We start from the raw sequence: 13,323 nt of genomic DNA, 5'->3' as shown, positions 1-13,323 counted from the left end.
TACACAACACTTTGGTCTGCGCCGAATTATGGAATCCAAGTTCGCCGACATCAATCTCTCGGCCGTGGCCGGGGCCATCGCCGACCCGGCGCGGGCCCGCATGCTATGCGTGCTGCTCGATGGCCGCGCGCGCACCGCCACGGAATTGGCCGCGGCAGCGGATATCGGCGCGTCCACGGCCAGCAGCCATTTCCAGCGGCTGCGCGAGCAAGGCCTGGTGGACATGGCGGTGCAGGGCAAGCACCGCTATTTCCGGCTGGCCAACGGCGAGGTGGCGCAGGCGCTGGAGGCATTGCTGGTGGTGGCAGGCGCCGAACGCACGCCGTTCAAGCCCAACACGCCGTCGGCGCTGCGCGAGGCGCGCACCTGCTACGACCATATGGCCGGCACGCTGGCCGTGCGCATCCACGACGCGATGCTGGCCCGCCAATGGCTGGCTGCCGACGGCCGTGATTACGTGCTGACGCCGCTGGGCGAAGCCTCGCTGGCGCAGGTGGGCGTGGACGTGGCGCAGGCGCGTCAGCGGCGCCGCCGCTTCGCCTGTCCTTGCCTGGACTGGAGCGAGCGCCGCTCGCACCTGGGCGGCGCGCTCGGTGCCGCGTTGCTGGACGCCTTGCTGCGGCGCGGCTGGGTCGACAAGGACCTGGATTCGCGCGCCCTCTCCGTCACGCGCAAAGGCGCGCGGCAGTTCCCGGCGTTTTTCGGCATGCCTGGGCAGGCGCCGGGAGATACGGCGGACTGGACCCGTTCGGGCGGTCACGTGGCGGCCTAGCGCCTCTCTCGCGGCGGCTCCGCCGTTGAACGCCGCCCGGCCCAGGCCGCCGCGCGGCCCTTTTCCCATTGCACGACCGGCGCCCGCCTTGCGGGCGCGCTAACCACGGCTTTTTTCAACGGGCATTCGCCCTATACAGGAGGTGGCCTTGCCTACGCTGGCCCTGCACGCTTTTCGTCGGATCTTGCCTATCGCGACGGAACTGCGCATCGACGTCAACCATGGTCCGCGCGAAGTGGACAACGAACTCGATGCCATCTACCACCGCATGAACCGTCCTTCGGACCGTCTGCACGCTTTGCCGGAGGTTCAAACCGACATCCCTGGCATGGTGCTTCGCTACCGCGAAGCCGACGGCGAGTATTACGTGTATGTGGTGGACGTGCGGCGGGGCAGGCTGGCGGGATACACCGTGTTCAACCGCCTGATCGAGGTGGCGCGGCGGGCCGATCCCTACGTGCGCGCGCCGCATTCCAAGTACGCCGCGCCCTACCAGGGCATGGGACTGGCGACCTCGGTCTACCGCTGGGGGCTGGACGCGGGCCTGTGCATCATGAGCGGGGCGCGCCAATCGGTCGGCGCCTGCCGCTTGTGGCAGCGGTTGGCGCGCCATTATGAGCTGGGCTATGCCGACTTGCGGCGCAAGCACCTGACCTATCTGGGCCGCACGGTGACGCCGCCGGTGCTGCAGGATCTGCACACCCGCATGTTCCTGCTGGGGCGAGGCTGGACGTTGCCCGATTACCTGCGCGCGACGGGTATGAGTCCGTCCGATGGTGCGCTTTCGCAACAGCTTTAGGGAAATCCCCGGGATGGGGCGGACAGGCGGGCGGGGCCAATCGGCTTCATCTGCCTGTCAGCCGCGCCCCGCTTGCGGATCGACGCATCCGGGGGCACCGTCCATTCCGTCCGAGAAAACGGGGACGTAATTCTGTGATCGCAACAATGTTTCTAGTAGATGCCCGCGTTACAAAACATATCCGAACTGTCATGAACAGCCGGGGTATGCTGAATCGCAGAAAGAGGGCATCCGAAGTGCATCAGAACAACTTGATCTACAAGGGATACCGGCTGACGGCCAAAGTGTCCCGGGGCGCAGGCGATGAGGTTCAAGCGTTGCCCAGCGGCCCTGTCTTCGTCGCATCGATCATGGTGGTCCAGGCTGGCGCCGTGCGCGAAGGCGGCGACGAATATCCGGTACCGCGTTTCGCCGAAGGCGGCTTTGTCTTCAGTCCGCGCGAAGCGGTGCATGCCGCCATTCTGCATGGCCGCGAAATCGTCGACGGCCTGACCAACATGGCCGCCTGACGGGCCGCCATCGACGTTCGCTGCCGGCCTAGTCGGCGAATACGGCTTGCCAGTCGCGAGCCTTGGCCAGCGTCTGCACGCTCGCCGACTGCTCCAGGATGGTCACGGCCTTCTTGAATTCCTCGGCCGACGCCCCGTCTTCCAGAATGACCATGCGCGAGTTGCGCGCGTCCGCCATTTTCACGTCCGACATCTTGCCGTGGGTCTGGTAGACCTGGGTCCAGTCCATCTTCTTGCCGGCCTTGAGCGCGATCGGTTCGATATAGGTCAGCGCGGTGCTGCCGGCTGCCCGCACCGCAAAGGCGAAGTCGGCGGTGTGGCCGCTGCTGCCCTTGGCGCGCGCGCCCTTGACCATGCGGTTCACGCCCACGCCAGCTGCCAGTGCCCGGCCGACCTGGGCACGGAAACGCAGCTGGCTGAACTTGGGCATCCACTTGGCGCATTGGAACGACAGGGCCATGGCCAGCTTGACCGCGTCCCACAGCGCTTCCTGCAACTGCTCGTTGGGGCCCGAGGCGACAATGGCGCCCGACTTGTCGAAGTGCGCCAGGCTGACGCCCGGCGTTTCGTTCAGGATGTCGATGCGCTTGGCCGCCAGGTCGATGCCGTAGCTGGACGCGTGCATCGCGGTCTCACAGGCATCGGTGAGATAGAACGTGGCGTCGTCCGGATGCGCGATGAAAAACGCCGCGTGCTGGCCGTCCAGGCCCAGCGTCATCGGCGAGATCGCGCGGATGGCGTGTTCGCCCGCCGGCAGGACGGTCCAGCCGGAGGCTTCCAGGAAAGTGCTCATAGGATCAATTCGATTTGTCGGCCTTTGAGGGGATGCGCGAATCCACCGGTCAGGGTCAGGTTGGCCCTGGGCAGGAAATACTGCATCAGCTCGCCGATCGTGTGCAGGGCGGGCACGATGGGTTCGGCATAGCCTTCCCCTTCGTCCACCCAGATATGTTCGTGGCTGCGGTCCGCCAGCGGCTTGCGGTATTGCGGCCGGCCTTCGCCCACCAGGCTGGTATGGAAGGAATCGTCTGTGTCCACACCGAACACGCGGTGCGGGCCTACGAACAGGCTGGCGCAGAACGCTTCGGTCAGGAAAATGGTGGCCTGGCCGTGCACCACGGTGCGGGCGCCGCGGTAGGTGGCGCGGAAAATCACGTCGTCGCGCACTTCACCCTTGATGCGGCAGGGGCTGGCAAATTCCATCCACTGGATGCTGAGGCCGCCGGGCTTGGGGATCCAGGTGATCTGCTTGATGGTTTCCTTGGGTTCGGCAAGGATCTCTTGCACCTCATCAACGGTGATTAACGGTTCGAACTTGTTGGCCATGGAACGGATCTAGTGTCTGGAAATGCGCCGCCCGTCTTGCCGCGGCGAACGCGTGTGCATGCGCGGCATTGCGGGGGCGCGGTCTTTTCCCATCGGGCCGCCCAATGGGAAAAGCCCCCTCGCGGGAGCTGGTCCGCGCCATTCACAGGGCGCGGGGCCGTAATCTTACAAGATGAAGACGGGGTCAGTCCTGAATCTGTATGGATATACAGTCAGAGGCGGCGGGGCGGCCAAGGCGGGCCCCCGTCAGCGCGGCGCGGCCCGCAGGCCGTAAACCGCGCCCCGGCTGCCCCGGCTACAGCGAACTGGCGGCGAACGTGTCGCATTGCTTCACGCTACCGCTTTCCAGGCCGCGCTTGAACCAGCGCACCCGCTGCGCCGACGTGCCATGCGTGAAGGCGTCGGGCACCACATAGCCCTGGCTTTGCTTCTGCAGCCGGTCGTCGCCGATGGCGGTGGCGGCGGCCAGCGCTTCCTCGACGTCGCCGCTTTCCAGGATGTTGCGCGCCGCGTTGGCGCGCTGCGCCCACAGCCCTGCGAAGCAATCGGCCTGCAGCTCAAGCCGTACCGACAGGGCGTTGGCCTGCGACGGATTGCGGCGGCGCAGGTTGTCGACTTGGTCCGATATGCCCAGCAGATGCTGGACGTGATGGCCGACTTCGTGCGCAATGACATAGGCCTGTGCGAAGTCGCCGGGCGCCTTGAACTTGTTCTGCAGCTCGTCAAAGAATGCCAGGTCGATATACACCTTGCTGTCGCCGGGGCAATAGAACGGCCCCATCGCCGCTTGGCCCGTGCCGCAGGCCGTGGGCGTGGCGCCGCGGAACAGCACCAGCTTGGGGGCCACATACTGGCGGTTCAGGTCCTTCTGGAAAATGGCGCTCCAGGTGTCTTCGGTCTCGCCAAGCACCTTCGACACGAAGCGGGCCTGCGGGTCGTTGGCGGGCGGTTTGGCGGCGGGCGCCTGTTGCTGCTGTGTGGGCGGGCCTTCGGCCATCTGCAGCACCACGTTGGGGTCCACCCCAAAATACATGGCCACCAAGGCCAGCACGATGGTGCCGATACCGATGGTGCCACGTCCGCCGATACGCGGGCCGCCGGCGCGGCGGTCTTCCACATTGTCGCTTTCGCGGGAATCATCCAGGCGCATACTGTGTCTCCGGGCAGGCCGGCAAGGCCGCCATGTGTTGCGTTGCCGCCGTTGGCAGGGCGGCCTTCAAGAGTGTTAGGATAATCCCATGGCCCTTCATTTAGATATCCACCCCGCGAATCCCCAACCGCGCCTGCTCAAGCAGGCCGCCCAATGGCTGAACGACGGGGGGCTGGTGGCGGTACCCACCGATTCCAGCTACGCGGTCGTCGCGCGCCTGGACGACAAGAACGCCGCCGACGGGCTACGGCGCTTGCGCGGCCTGGACGAACGCCATCATCTCACGTTGCTATGCCGCGACCTGGCTGAAATCGGCCATTTTGCCCGCGTGGACAACCGCCAGTACCGCTTGCTGAAAGCCGCCACGCCCGGCCCCTGGACCTTCATTCTCGAAGCCACCAAGGAAGTGCCGCGCCGCGTATCGCATCCGTCGCGAAAGACCATCGGCATTCGCGTGCCCGACCATGCCGTTATGCTGGGCTTGCTCGAGCAGGTGGGGGCGCCGTTGCTGTCCACCACCCTCATCCCCAAGGATGAGACCGACGCGCTGAACGATGCTGAAGCCATCCGCGAGCGCTACGATCACGAACTGGCTGCCATCATCGACGCCGGTGCTTGCCCCCATTCGCCGACCACCGTCATCGACCTGACCAGCGAAGAGCCAGTCGTGGTGCGCGTGGGCCGCGGCGATCCGGCCACGCTGGGCCTGGCTTGACCCTGCCCGCCGCGTTTCTCCATGAATGACATCATCCAAACCATCGCGGTCTACGCGATACCGGTGATCTTCGCGATCACCCTGCACGAGGCAGCGCACGGATACGTCGCGCGCATGCTGGGCGACCCCACCGCCTACCAGGCTGGCCGCGTCAGCCTGAATCCGGCGCGCCACATCGATCCGGTCGGCACGCTGTTGGTGCCGGTGGTGATCCTGCTGATGTCCAAACTGATGGGCAGCTCGGGCATGCTGTTCGGCTGGGCCAAGCCGGTGCCGGTGGACTTCGGCCGCCTGCGCCGCCCCAAGAAAGACATGTTGTGGGTGGCGCTGGCCGGTCCCGCGGCCAATCTCCTGATGTCCATCCTGTGGGTGTTTTCGCTGCGCCTGTTCCTGGAATCCGGCATGCAGGAAAGCTTCTGGTTCGAAATGGCAATGGCCGGCGTGCAGGTCAACCTGGTGCTGATGGCCCTGAATCTGCTGCCGATTCCGCCGCTGGATGGGGGACGCATCCTGTTCAGCCTGCTGCCCAACCGCTTGGCGTGGCAATACGCGAAAATCGAGCCGTATGGCATGGTGATCGTGATCGTGCTGCTGGTCACCAATGTGCTCTGGGTATTGATGAGTCCGATCCTGGCGTTAGGAACGACAATCGTTCAGTGGTTTCTGTAGGATTTCGGCCAATATCCGTTAAACTCAGCGGTTTCATTGATTCTGGCCCTGAGGCATCCCGCCATGGGGCGTTGGAGCCCTTCATTTATGGCATCCCCTGCAACCGCCGCAGGCGTTAATTTCCAGGGCAGCATGGTGGCCCTCGTCACCCCGATGCAGCCCGATGGCAGCCTTGACTACGCTGCCTACCGGTCGTTGATCGACTGGCATGTCCAGGAAGGAACCGACGCACTTGTGGTGGTGGGCACCACGGGGGAGTCGCCGACGGTTTCCATGGAAGAACACGCGGAACTCATCCGCGTGGCGGTTGAGCATGCCGCTGGCCGCATTCCGGTCATCGCCGGCGTGGGTGCCAACTCCACCGACGAAGCCATCCACCTGACCCGCCACGCCAAGGCCGTGGGCGCGCAGGCAGGCCTGTCAGTGGTTCCGTACTACAACAAGCCCTCGCAAGAAGGCCTGTACCGCCACTTCCGCACGATCGCGGAAGCCGTGGACCTGCCCACCATCCTGTACAACGTGCCGGGCCGCACCGTTGCCGACATGAGCAACGAAACGGTTCTGCGCCTGGCCCAGGTGCCGGGCATCATCGGCATCAAGGACGCCACCGGGGATATCGCCCGCGGCGGCCTGCTGCTGCGCGAGGCGCCTGCCAGCTTCCAGGTCTTCAGCGGCGATGATCCCACCGCCGCCGCCCTGATCCTGCTGGGGGCCCGCGGCAATATTTCCGTTACCGCCAACGTCGCGCCCAAGCTCATGCGCGAGCTGTGCGCGGCCGCACTGGCGGGCGATGTTCCCAAGGTGCGTGAACTTAATGCGCATTTGGCCCGTCTGAACAAGGCTTTGTTCGTTGAAGCCAATCCTATCCCCGTCAAGTGGGCGTTGGCCGAAATGGGCCGCACCGCACTGGGCTACCGGCTTCCGCTGGTTGAACTGGGGGCGCAGCACCACGAAACGGTGCGTCGTGTGCTCCAGGAAACGGGTCTGCTCTAAATATCGTGAGGATACGTATGAACAAGCGTCATGCCGGTCTGTCGGCATTGATGTCTCTGGTGTTGTTGGCCGGCTGCAGCGAGGTCAACCAATTCCTGGGCAATGAAGAATCCGTCAACTACAAGAGCGCAGTCACTCAGCGTGGAGAGCCTCTGAGCATTCCGCCTGACCTGACCCAGGCAGCCAGCGATCCGCGCTACCGCGCGCCCGCTTCCGGCTCGACGACGTACTCGCAGTTCCAGCAACAGGGCCAGGCGCAAGCCAGCAGCCCCAAGGCCAGCAATGTGCTGCCCGGCCGCCAGGACATGCGTGTCGAACGCGACGGCGACCTGCGCTGGCTCGTGGTCGACCGTGCCCCCGAAGATGTCTTCCCGCGTCTGGTCGACTTCTGGACCGAAAATGGTTTCACCGTGGCCAGCAACAACCCTGGCGCCGGCCTGATCGAAACCGACTGGGCGGAAAACCGCGCCAAGATCCCGGAAAGCTGGCTGCGCCAAGCGCTGGGCGCGGTGCTGGAATCGGCTTGGGATAGCGGCGAGCGCGAGAAATTCCGCACCCGCGTCGAACGCGTCAACGGCCACACCGAAGTCTACGTCAGCCACCGCCAGATGCTGGAAAAGCGCGTCGGCGGCGACGGCTCGCAAGTGCAATGGCAGAACGGCAAGGAAGATCCGGGCCTGAACGCCGCCATGCTGGCGCGCATGATGGTCTACCTGGGTTCCGACGTCGACAACGCCCGCAAGCTGGTGCAGCAGGCGGAAGCCGCGCCGCAAAAGCCCGCGGTGCAGCAAGACGTCCGCGCCCAGGGCGCGCTGCTGGTCGTCAACGAATCGTTCGACCGCGCATGGCGCCGCGTCGGCGTGGCGCTGGACGGCGGCGGTTTCGCGGTGGACGATCGCGACCGTTCGGCCGGCGACTACTTCGTGCGCTACTTCGATACCGACACGGGCGAAAAGATCGACCAGCCGGGCTTCTTCAGCCGCATGTTCTCGGGCGACAAGAAGGCCGAGGCGCCGCAGTACCGCATTCACCTGACCGCCAGCGGCGAGCAGACCAACGTGACGGTGCTGGACGCCAAGGGCGAACGCGACAGCAGCGCCACGGCCCAGCGTCTGCTGAGCGTGCTGAAAGACAAGATGTGATCCATGCCAGTTGCAGGCGCTTGAAAACAGCGTCTGCACGGCTAAAAGGCCCCTGCGGGGGCCTTTTCTTTTGGGCGGGGCGTAAAGGCCTTTTGGCTGACGTCTTTCCGGCCTCTAACGGGCCGCTATCCAGGGAACGCCTGCCCTTGCTCCAAGCAAAAGCCCCGGCATCGCTGCCGGGGCCTTGTCGTGCTTAGAGCGGGGGTTCTTCTCTATTTACGATGCGGGCGTGGTCGAGCCGCCCGGGGTGTTCGAGCCGCCGCCAGGCGTCGTGCCGGGCGTGGGGGCCGGAGCCGGAGAGGTGGCCGGCGGCGTCGTGGCCGGCGCGGGGCTGCTTGCGCCCGGAGTGGGGTTGTTCGCGGGCGCCGCGGCATCTTCCTTCTTGTTGCAGGCGCTGAGCGACACGGCCAGCACCGACGCAATAATCAAGGTTTTGCTCATCATTTTTGGACTCCTGTAGATGACGACTCTTGAAACCCCGTTAGGGGAAACCAGAACCCAGGCTACAGGAAGCCGTCAGGGATGCGAGTGTGAAAATTAAAGAGGTGGCATCCCAACGGCAACAAACCTTTCCGCAAGGTGTGATGTCTTTCCTTATGTGACCCGATGCTCAGACCTCATTGCGTTCTGTGTGGAACGGATACGCGCAGGTGTCTGGATACTACGAAGCCACGTAATGGATCCAGCCCGAATCCAGCCAATCCGCCAGGCAGGAGCGCGCCTCGTCCGTCAAGCGGGCGCAGGCGGGATCGGCGCAATCCAGGCTGCGCGCATCGGCCAGCTCGCATAGTGCGGCCGAGGCCGGCGTCATGGCGGTCTCGCCGTTGATGAACAGCTGCTTGCCGCGGTAGAGCATGCGGCTGCGGCGATCCAGCACCAGTTTGCCGGTGGCGGGCCAGTGGTCTTCGAGGTCCACGTCCAGGCCTTCGGGCGCGTCGAAGACGCTGAGGTTGCTGGGCTCGGTCAGCCAGCAGCCCAGGAAGCGCGAGGCCAGCGCGTCGTCAAAGCGCAGTTTCTGCACGGTTTCCAGCGTCGCCTCGACCAGCGCGTCCGGCACCTGGGCGGGCGTGGTGACCGCCGCCTGGGCCGGGTCGCGGTACACGGCCGACAGCTTGGGGCCGGGCAGCGCCGGTTCGCCGTAGGGGCCGCCAAGCAGGCCGACCCGGGCCATCACCTGGTCGGCCGCGGCTTCCAGCAGGCCGCGCGCCAGCGTCGCTTGCGTGGGGGCGCGGAAGCCGATGGAGATGGTCATGCAGCCGTCGCCTGCGGCGATGCCATCGTGCGCGGCCTGCGGCGGCAGGTACAGCATGTCGCCGGGCGCAAGCACGGCCTGCGCTTCGGGCTCGAATCGGCTCAGGATCTTCAGCGGCAGGCCGGGTTCCAGCGACAAGTCTTTCTGGCGTCCGTAACGCCATTCGCGTTCGCCGGCAGCCTGCAGCAGGAACACGTCGTAGCTGTCGAAATGCGGACCCACGCCGCCGCCGTGGCTGGCGATGCTGATCATCACATCGTCCAGGCGGGCATCCGGAATGAAGCGGAACTGCTGCAGCAGCTCGGCCGCGGCATCGCTGTGCAGGTCTACGCTTTGCACCAGCAGCGTCCAGTCGCCTTCGTTGTCTTTCGGCAGGCGCGCGAACGGGCCGCTTTCCATCTGCCATTCGCCGTTCTCGCGCCAGATCAGGCGCGATTCGACGTCGTCGCGGCGGGCCAGCTTCTTGATGGCGGCGATGGTCACCGGCGGCTTGAAGCCGGGAATGGCCTGGCGGATCAGCAGCGGCTTCTTTTGCCAGTAACGGCGCATGAAGTCGTTGGGGCTTTGGTCGCCCAGCAGCGGCAGGGGGTGGTCGAGGTTCATTGCAGATGCTTCTTCAGGCGGTAGAGGGCGTCCAGCGCTTCGCGCGGGGTCAGACTGTCGGGGTCGATGCCGGCCAGTTCTTCGCGCAGCGAGTCCAGCGCCTCGATGGCGTCGGCGCGGTCGGCGTCGGCGTAGGCCTGCGCGTCAGCGTCGGCTGCCGCCGAGAACAGGCCCAACTGCGGCGTGGGCGCGCCTTGCGCTTCCAGGCGCTCGAGCTCGCGGGTGGCCTGGCGGATCACGGCGGCGGGCACGCCGGCGCGTTGCGCCACCTGGATCCCGTAACTGCGGCTGGCGGGGCCTTCGCGCACTTCGTGCAGGAACACGATGCCGCCCGCGGATTCGGCGGCGGCCAGGTGCACGTTGGCGGAGGCGGGCTGTTCGGCTGGCAGGCGCGTCAGTTCGAAGTAGTGCGTGGCGAACAGCGTCAGCGCGCGGTTGTGCGCCAACAGGCGGCAGGCGATGGCCCAGGCCAGCGCCAGACCGTCGTAGGTGGACGTGCCGCGGCCGATCTCGTCCATCAGCACCAGGCTGTTGGGCGTGCTGGCCGACAGGATGGCTGCCGCTTCGGTCATTTCCATCATGAAGGTCGAGCGTCCGCCCGCCAGGTCGTCGGCGGCGCCGATGCGGGTGAAGATGCGGTCGATCTTGCCGATGCGGGCGCGGGCGGCCGGCACGAAACTGCCGATGCGCGCCAGCAGCACGATCAGCGCCACCTGCCGCATGTAGGTCGATTTACCGCCCATGTTCGGGCCGGTGATCAGCAGCATGCGGCGCGCCGGGTCCAGCCGGCAGCCGTTGGGGGTGAAGCGCTCGATCGCGTGCTCGACCACCGGATGGCGGCCCGCGTCGATATCGATGTCGGCCTGTTCGGACAATTCAGGCGCGATCCAGTCGTGACGGCGCGCGTGTTCGGCCAGCGCGGCCAGCGTGTCCAGCTCGGCCAGCGCACCGGCGCAGTCGGACAGCGGCCGCACGTGCTCAGCCAGCACGTCCAGCAGTTGCTCGAACAGCCATTTCTCGCGCGCCAGCGAACGGTCCTGCGCCGACAGTACCTTGTCCTCCCAGGTCTTGAGTTCCGGGGTGATGTAGCGCTCGGCATTCTTGAGCGTCTGGCGGCGGCGGTAGTCTTCCGGCACCTTGGCCGTCTGGCCCTTGGTGACTTCGATATAGAAGCCATGCACGCGGTTGAATTCCACGCGCAGGTTGCTGATGCCGGTGCGCTCGCGCTCGCGCGCTTCCAGCTGCACCAGGAAGTCGCCGCCGTCGGCGGCCAGGCCGCGCAGCTCATCCAATTCGGCATCGAAGCCCGCGGCCAGCACGCCGCCGTCGCGGATCGCGACCGCGGGTTCGGCGGCGATGGCGCGCACCAGCAGGGCGGCCAGCGCCGGGTCTACCGACAGGTGCGAGATCAGTTGGCCCAGGCGCGGCGAATCGGCCATGGGCTCGACCAGGTCGCGCAGCGCCGGCAGGGCCTGCAGCGCATCGCGCAGGCTGGCCAGCTCGCGCGGGCGCACCGAGCGCAGCGCCAGCCGCGCGGCGATGCGCTCGATATCGGGAAACGCGTTCAGGGCGCCGCGCAGCGCTTCCAGCAGGCCGGCCGAGCCGAAGGTCTGCTCGACGTCCATGCGGCCGGCCAGGAGGGCCGAGATGGCCTGCTGGCGGGCCTGGGCCTGCTCGTTCTCGCGCAGCGGATGATGCAGCCAGCGGCGCAGCAGGCGGCTGCCCATCGGCGTGCGGCAGCCGTCCAGCAACGAGAACAGCGTGGGTGCATCTTCGCCGGACAGCGTCTGCGTCAATTCCAGGTTGCGGCGCGTCACCGGGTCCAGCAGCACGAACTGGCCGGGGCGTTCGGCCGACAGGCTCTGCACGTGCGCCAGCGCCTGCGACTGCGTGCGGGCCGCGTAGCGCAGCAGCGCACCGGCGGCGCAGATGCCCGCGGGCATGTCTTCGATGTCGAAACCGGCCAGCGTGTCGGTCTTGAAATGCGCCAGCAGATGCGCGCGCGCGCCGTCACTTTCGAAATGCCAGTCCGGCACGCGCGAGCGCGCGCCTTCAAACGGGAAATCGAATTCCGCGCTGTCGGCGCAGATGATCTCCGCCGGCGCGACACGATGCAGTTCGGATTCCAGTTGCGCCGGCGCGCATTCGGTCACGCGGAAGTCGCCGCTGGCCAGGTTCATCCATGCCAGCCCGGCGCGGGGCGCCCGGGCGTTGCCGGACACAAACACCGCGGCCAGCGCGCGGTCGGCCTTGGCCGGCAGCAGCGCGTCGTCGGTCAAGGTGCCCGGCGTGACGATGCGCACGATGCGGCGCTCGACGGGCCCCTTGGAGGTCGCCGGATCGCCGATCTGTTCGCAGATGGCCACCGATTCGCCCGCCGCCACCAGCCGCGCCAGGTACTGCTCCATCGCATGCACCGGCAAGCCAGCCATCGGGATGGGGGTGCCGTTGGACGAGCCGCGCTTGGTCAGCGTCAGATTGAGCAGCCGCGCGCCGCGCTCGGCGTCTTCGTAGAACATTTCATAGAAGTCGCCCATGCGATAGAACAGCAGCAACGGACCTGCCTCCGACTTGAGTCGGAGGTATTGCTGCATCATGGGAGTGTGGCCCGCGTGGGCCTCGGCGGCGGAGAGTTGTGTTGCGGAATTCATGCCCGTGATTGTATCGGGCTGAGGCGGGGGATGTGGGGTGGGGTTGGGGCCAGGACGGCGGGCTGGACAAGAATTTCAGGCCAGCCAGGTCTGCCGCGATTGAGCGAGGACCGCAGACCGTGCTTTATCTCGAAGCGGGCGGTGCGCCGGGGGCCAGAGGTGCCGGTACTGCTTGCGCTGGCGAGGGCGCATAGGAGTACACCTGCGGAAAGGCCGCCGGCGGCATGCGTTGAAGGCCGAAGTAAATAGCCCCGATGACAGCGATGATGCTGACGATCCACTTGTAAATGTCTGTATGAGCCCGCTCCACGGAGGCGCGAATGCTTCCGATATCCAGCTTCGAGTCGATGCTGGCGAGGGTGGTCTTGACGGCGCTGACATCGCCCTTCAAGGTATTGACGTCGGCCTTGAGCGTGTTGACGTCGCCTTTCAGTGTGTTGACGTCGCCCTTGAGCGTATTGACATCGCCCTTGAGCGTGTCGACGTCCCTCTCGATTCGGCCAAGTCGGCCGTCGATAGCATCTACCCGCTTTTCAAGGTGTGCCAAGCGATTCATTCGCGCATTATCGCTTCCATGGACCCCCGTGCCAAACGAGGGCCCGCGGGCTCCCGGGGCCCGGTGGTTGAGTGTCAGTCCATCCTGCTTCACTGCCGTTCCATTTTTTTTAATCAACCGAAGCAGAATAATCAAAACGGGTCGGTCAAACGGCGAACGCGCCCGCTTATAGGACGAGCTCGCGCC

At 66.0% G+C, this 13,323-nt stretch carries 14 protein-coding genes; 7 read left to right on the top strand and 7 right to left on the bottom strand.

Annotation, left to right across the window (positions count from 1 at the left end):
- Window positions 1-28: 28 nt before the first annotated feature.
- The 3 genes from A9974_RS27560 (at window position 29) to A9974_RS27550 (ending at window position 2,080) form a co-directional block, all read left to right on the top strand.
- Complete coding sequence (locus A9974_RS27560) at window positions 29-772, top strand: helix-turn-helix transcriptional regulator (protein WP_183007344.1); 744 nt, start codon at window positions 29-31, stop codon at window positions 770-772.
- Window positions 773-920: 148 nt separating this feature from the next.
- Window positions 921-1,571 (top strand): N-acetyltransferase, encoded by a 651-nt coding sequence (locus A9974_RS27555; protein ID WP_183007343.1) that lies wholly within the window; start codon window positions 921-923, stop codon window positions 1,569-1,571.
- 236 nt (window positions 1,572-1,807) lie between these two features.
- Complete coding sequence (locus A9974_RS27550; protein WP_183007342.1) at window positions 1,808-2,080, top strand: hypothetical protein; 273 nt, start codon at window positions 1,808-1,810, stop codon at window positions 2,078-2,080.
- 28 nt (window positions 2,081-2,108) lie between these two features.
- On the opposite strand, the gene A9974_RS27545 is transcribed toward A9974_RS27550, so the two are convergent.
- The 3 genes from A9974_RS27545 to A9974_RS27535 form a co-directional block, all read right to left on the bottom strand.
- Window positions 2,109-2,873 carry a DUF1828 domain-containing protein gene (locus A9974_RS27545; RefSeq protein WP_183007341.1) on the bottom strand — a complete coding sequence of 255 codons (765 nt, stop codon included), beginning with the start codon at window positions 2,871-2,873 and terminating at the stop codon, window positions 2,109-2,111.
- A complete protein-coding gene (locus tag A9974_RS27540) occupies window positions 2,870-3,406 on the bottom strand; it encodes a hypothetical protein (RefSeq protein ID WP_183007340.1) in 537 nt (178 codons plus the stop codon). The genes A9974_RS27545 and A9974_RS27540 overlap by 4 nt, the downstream gene beginning before the upstream one ends.
- 295 nt (window positions 3,407-3,701) lie before the next feature.
- Window positions 3,702-4,556: a neutral zinc metallopeptidase gene (locus A9974_RS27535; protein WP_183007339.1), complete on the bottom strand. Its 855-nt coding sequence runs from the start codon at window positions 4,554-4,556 to the stop codon at window positions 3,702-3,704.
- An 88-nt stretch (window positions 4,557-4,644) separates the two neighbouring features.
- On the opposite strand from A9974_RS27535, the gene A9974_RS27530 reads away from it, so the two are divergent.
- From A9974_RS27530 to bamC, 4 genes are all read left to right on the top strand, one after another.
- Window positions 4,645-5,271, top strand: a complete 627-nt coding sequence (locus A9974_RS27530; protein ID WP_183007338.1) for an L-threonylcarbamoyladenylate synthase — start codon at window positions 4,645-4,647, stop codon at window positions 5,269-5,271.
- Window positions 5,272-5,292: 21 nt separating this feature from the next.
- Window positions 5,293-5,940 (top strand): site-2 protease family protein, encoded by a 648-nt coding sequence (locus A9974_RS27525; RefSeq protein WP_183007337.1) that lies wholly within the window; start codon window positions 5,293-5,295, stop codon window positions 5,938-5,940.
- Window positions 5,941-6,027: 87 nt separating this feature from the next.
- Entirely contained in the window at window positions 6,028-6,933 is a 906-nt protein-coding gene (gene dapA / locus A9974_RS27520) for a 4-hydroxy-tetrahydrodipicolinate synthase (protein WP_183007336.1), read from the top strand.
- A gap of 17 nt (window positions 6,934-6,950) precedes the next feature.
- Window positions 6,951-8,075, top strand: coding sequence for an outer membrane protein assembly factor BamC (gene bamC / locus A9974_RS27515; protein WP_183007335.1), 1,125 nt, complete (start codon window positions 6,951-6,953; stop codon window positions 8,073-8,075).
- A gap of 216 nt (window positions 8,076-8,291) precedes the next feature.
- Here bamC and A9974_RS27510 read toward each other — a convergent pair whose 3' ends face one another.
- The 4 genes from A9974_RS27510 to A9974_RS27495 form a co-directional block, all read right to left on the bottom strand.
- On the bottom strand, window positions 8,292-8,519 hold the full coding sequence (locus A9974_RS27510) for an endopeptidase (protein WP_183007334.1): 228 nt from the start codon (window positions 8,517-8,519) through the stop codon (window positions 8,292-8,294).
- 217 nt (window positions 8,520-8,736) lie between these two features.
- Window positions 8,737-9,930 carry a cupin domain-containing protein gene (locus A9974_RS27505; RefSeq protein WP_183007333.1) on the bottom strand — a complete coding sequence of 398 codons (1,194 nt, stop codon included), beginning with the start codon at window positions 9,928-9,930 and terminating at the stop codon, window positions 8,737-8,739.
- Complete coding sequence (mutS, locus tag A9974_RS27500) at window positions 9,927-12,581, bottom strand: DNA mismatch repair protein MutS (protein ID WP_255468345.1); 2,655 nt, start codon at window positions 12,579-12,581, stop codon at window positions 9,927-9,929. Before mutS ends, A9974_RS27505 begins: the two co-directional genes overlap by 4 nt.
- Before the next feature lie 124 nt (window positions 12,582-12,705).
- Window positions 12,706-13,137 carry a hypothetical protein gene (locus A9974_RS27495; protein WP_183007332.1) on the bottom strand — a complete coding sequence of 144 codons (432 nt, stop codon included), beginning with the start codon at window positions 13,135-13,137 and terminating at the stop codon, window positions 12,706-12,708.
- Between the last annotated feature and the right edge of the window lie 186 nt (window positions 13,138-13,323).

Source organism: Achromobacter sp. UMC71, from assembly GCF_014170305.1.
Taxonomy (GTDB): domain Bacteria; phylum Pseudomonadota; class Gammaproteobacteria; order Burkholderiales; family Burkholderiaceae_B; genus Achromobacter.
Note: the sequence above shows the minus strand (reverse complement) of the source record. Positions and strands in the feature narration are given on the sequence as shown.

Bases quoted from the DNA above. Each gene is read 5' to 3' on its own strand.
- A9974_RS27560 (WP_183007344.1), top strand. From the start codon at position 29: ATGGAATCCAAGTTCGCCGACATCAATCTCTCGGCCGTGGCCGGGGCC.
- A9974_RS27545 (WP_183007341.1), bottom strand. From the start codon at position 2,873: ATGAGCACTTTCCTGGAAGCCTCCGGCTGGACCGTCCTGCCGGCGGGC.
- A9974_RS27540 (WP_183007340.1), bottom strand. From the start codon at position 3,406: ATGGCCAACAAGTTCGAACCGTTAATCACCGTTGATGAGGTGCAAGAG.
- A9974_RS27535 (WP_183007339.1), bottom strand. From the start codon at position 4,556: ATGCGCCTGGATGATTCCCGCGAAAGCGACAATGTGGAAGACCGCCGC.
- A9974_RS27530 (WP_183007338.1), top strand. From the start codon at position 4,645: ATGGCCCTTCATTTAGATATCCACCCCGCGAATCCCCAACCGCGCCTG.
- A9974_RS27525 (WP_183007337.1), top strand. From the start codon at position 5,293: ATGAATGACATCATCCAAACCATCGCGGTCTACGCGATACCGGTGATC.
- dapA (WP_183007336.1), top strand. From the start codon at position 6,028: ATGGCATCCCCTGCAACCGCCGCAGGCGTTAATTTCCAGGGCAGCATG.
- bamC (WP_183007335.1), top strand. From the start codon at position 6,951: ATGAACAAGCGTCATGCCGGTCTGTCGGCATTGATGTCTCTGGTGTTG.
- A9974_RS27510 (WP_183007334.1), bottom strand. From the start codon at position 8,519: ATGATGAGCAAAACCTTGATTATTGCGTCGGTGCTGGCCGTGTCGCTC.
- A9974_RS27505 (WP_183007333.1), bottom strand. From the start codon at position 9,930: ATGAACCTCGACCACCCCCTGCCGCTGCTGGGCGACCAAAGCCCCAAC.
- mutS (WP_255468345.1), bottom strand. From the start codon at position 12,581: ATGAATTCCGCAACACAACTCTCCGCCGCCGAGGCCCACGCGGGCCAC.
- A9974_RS27495 (WP_183007332.1), bottom strand. From the start codon at position 13,137: ATGAATCGCTTGGCACACCTTGAAAAGCGGGTAGATGCTATCGACGGC.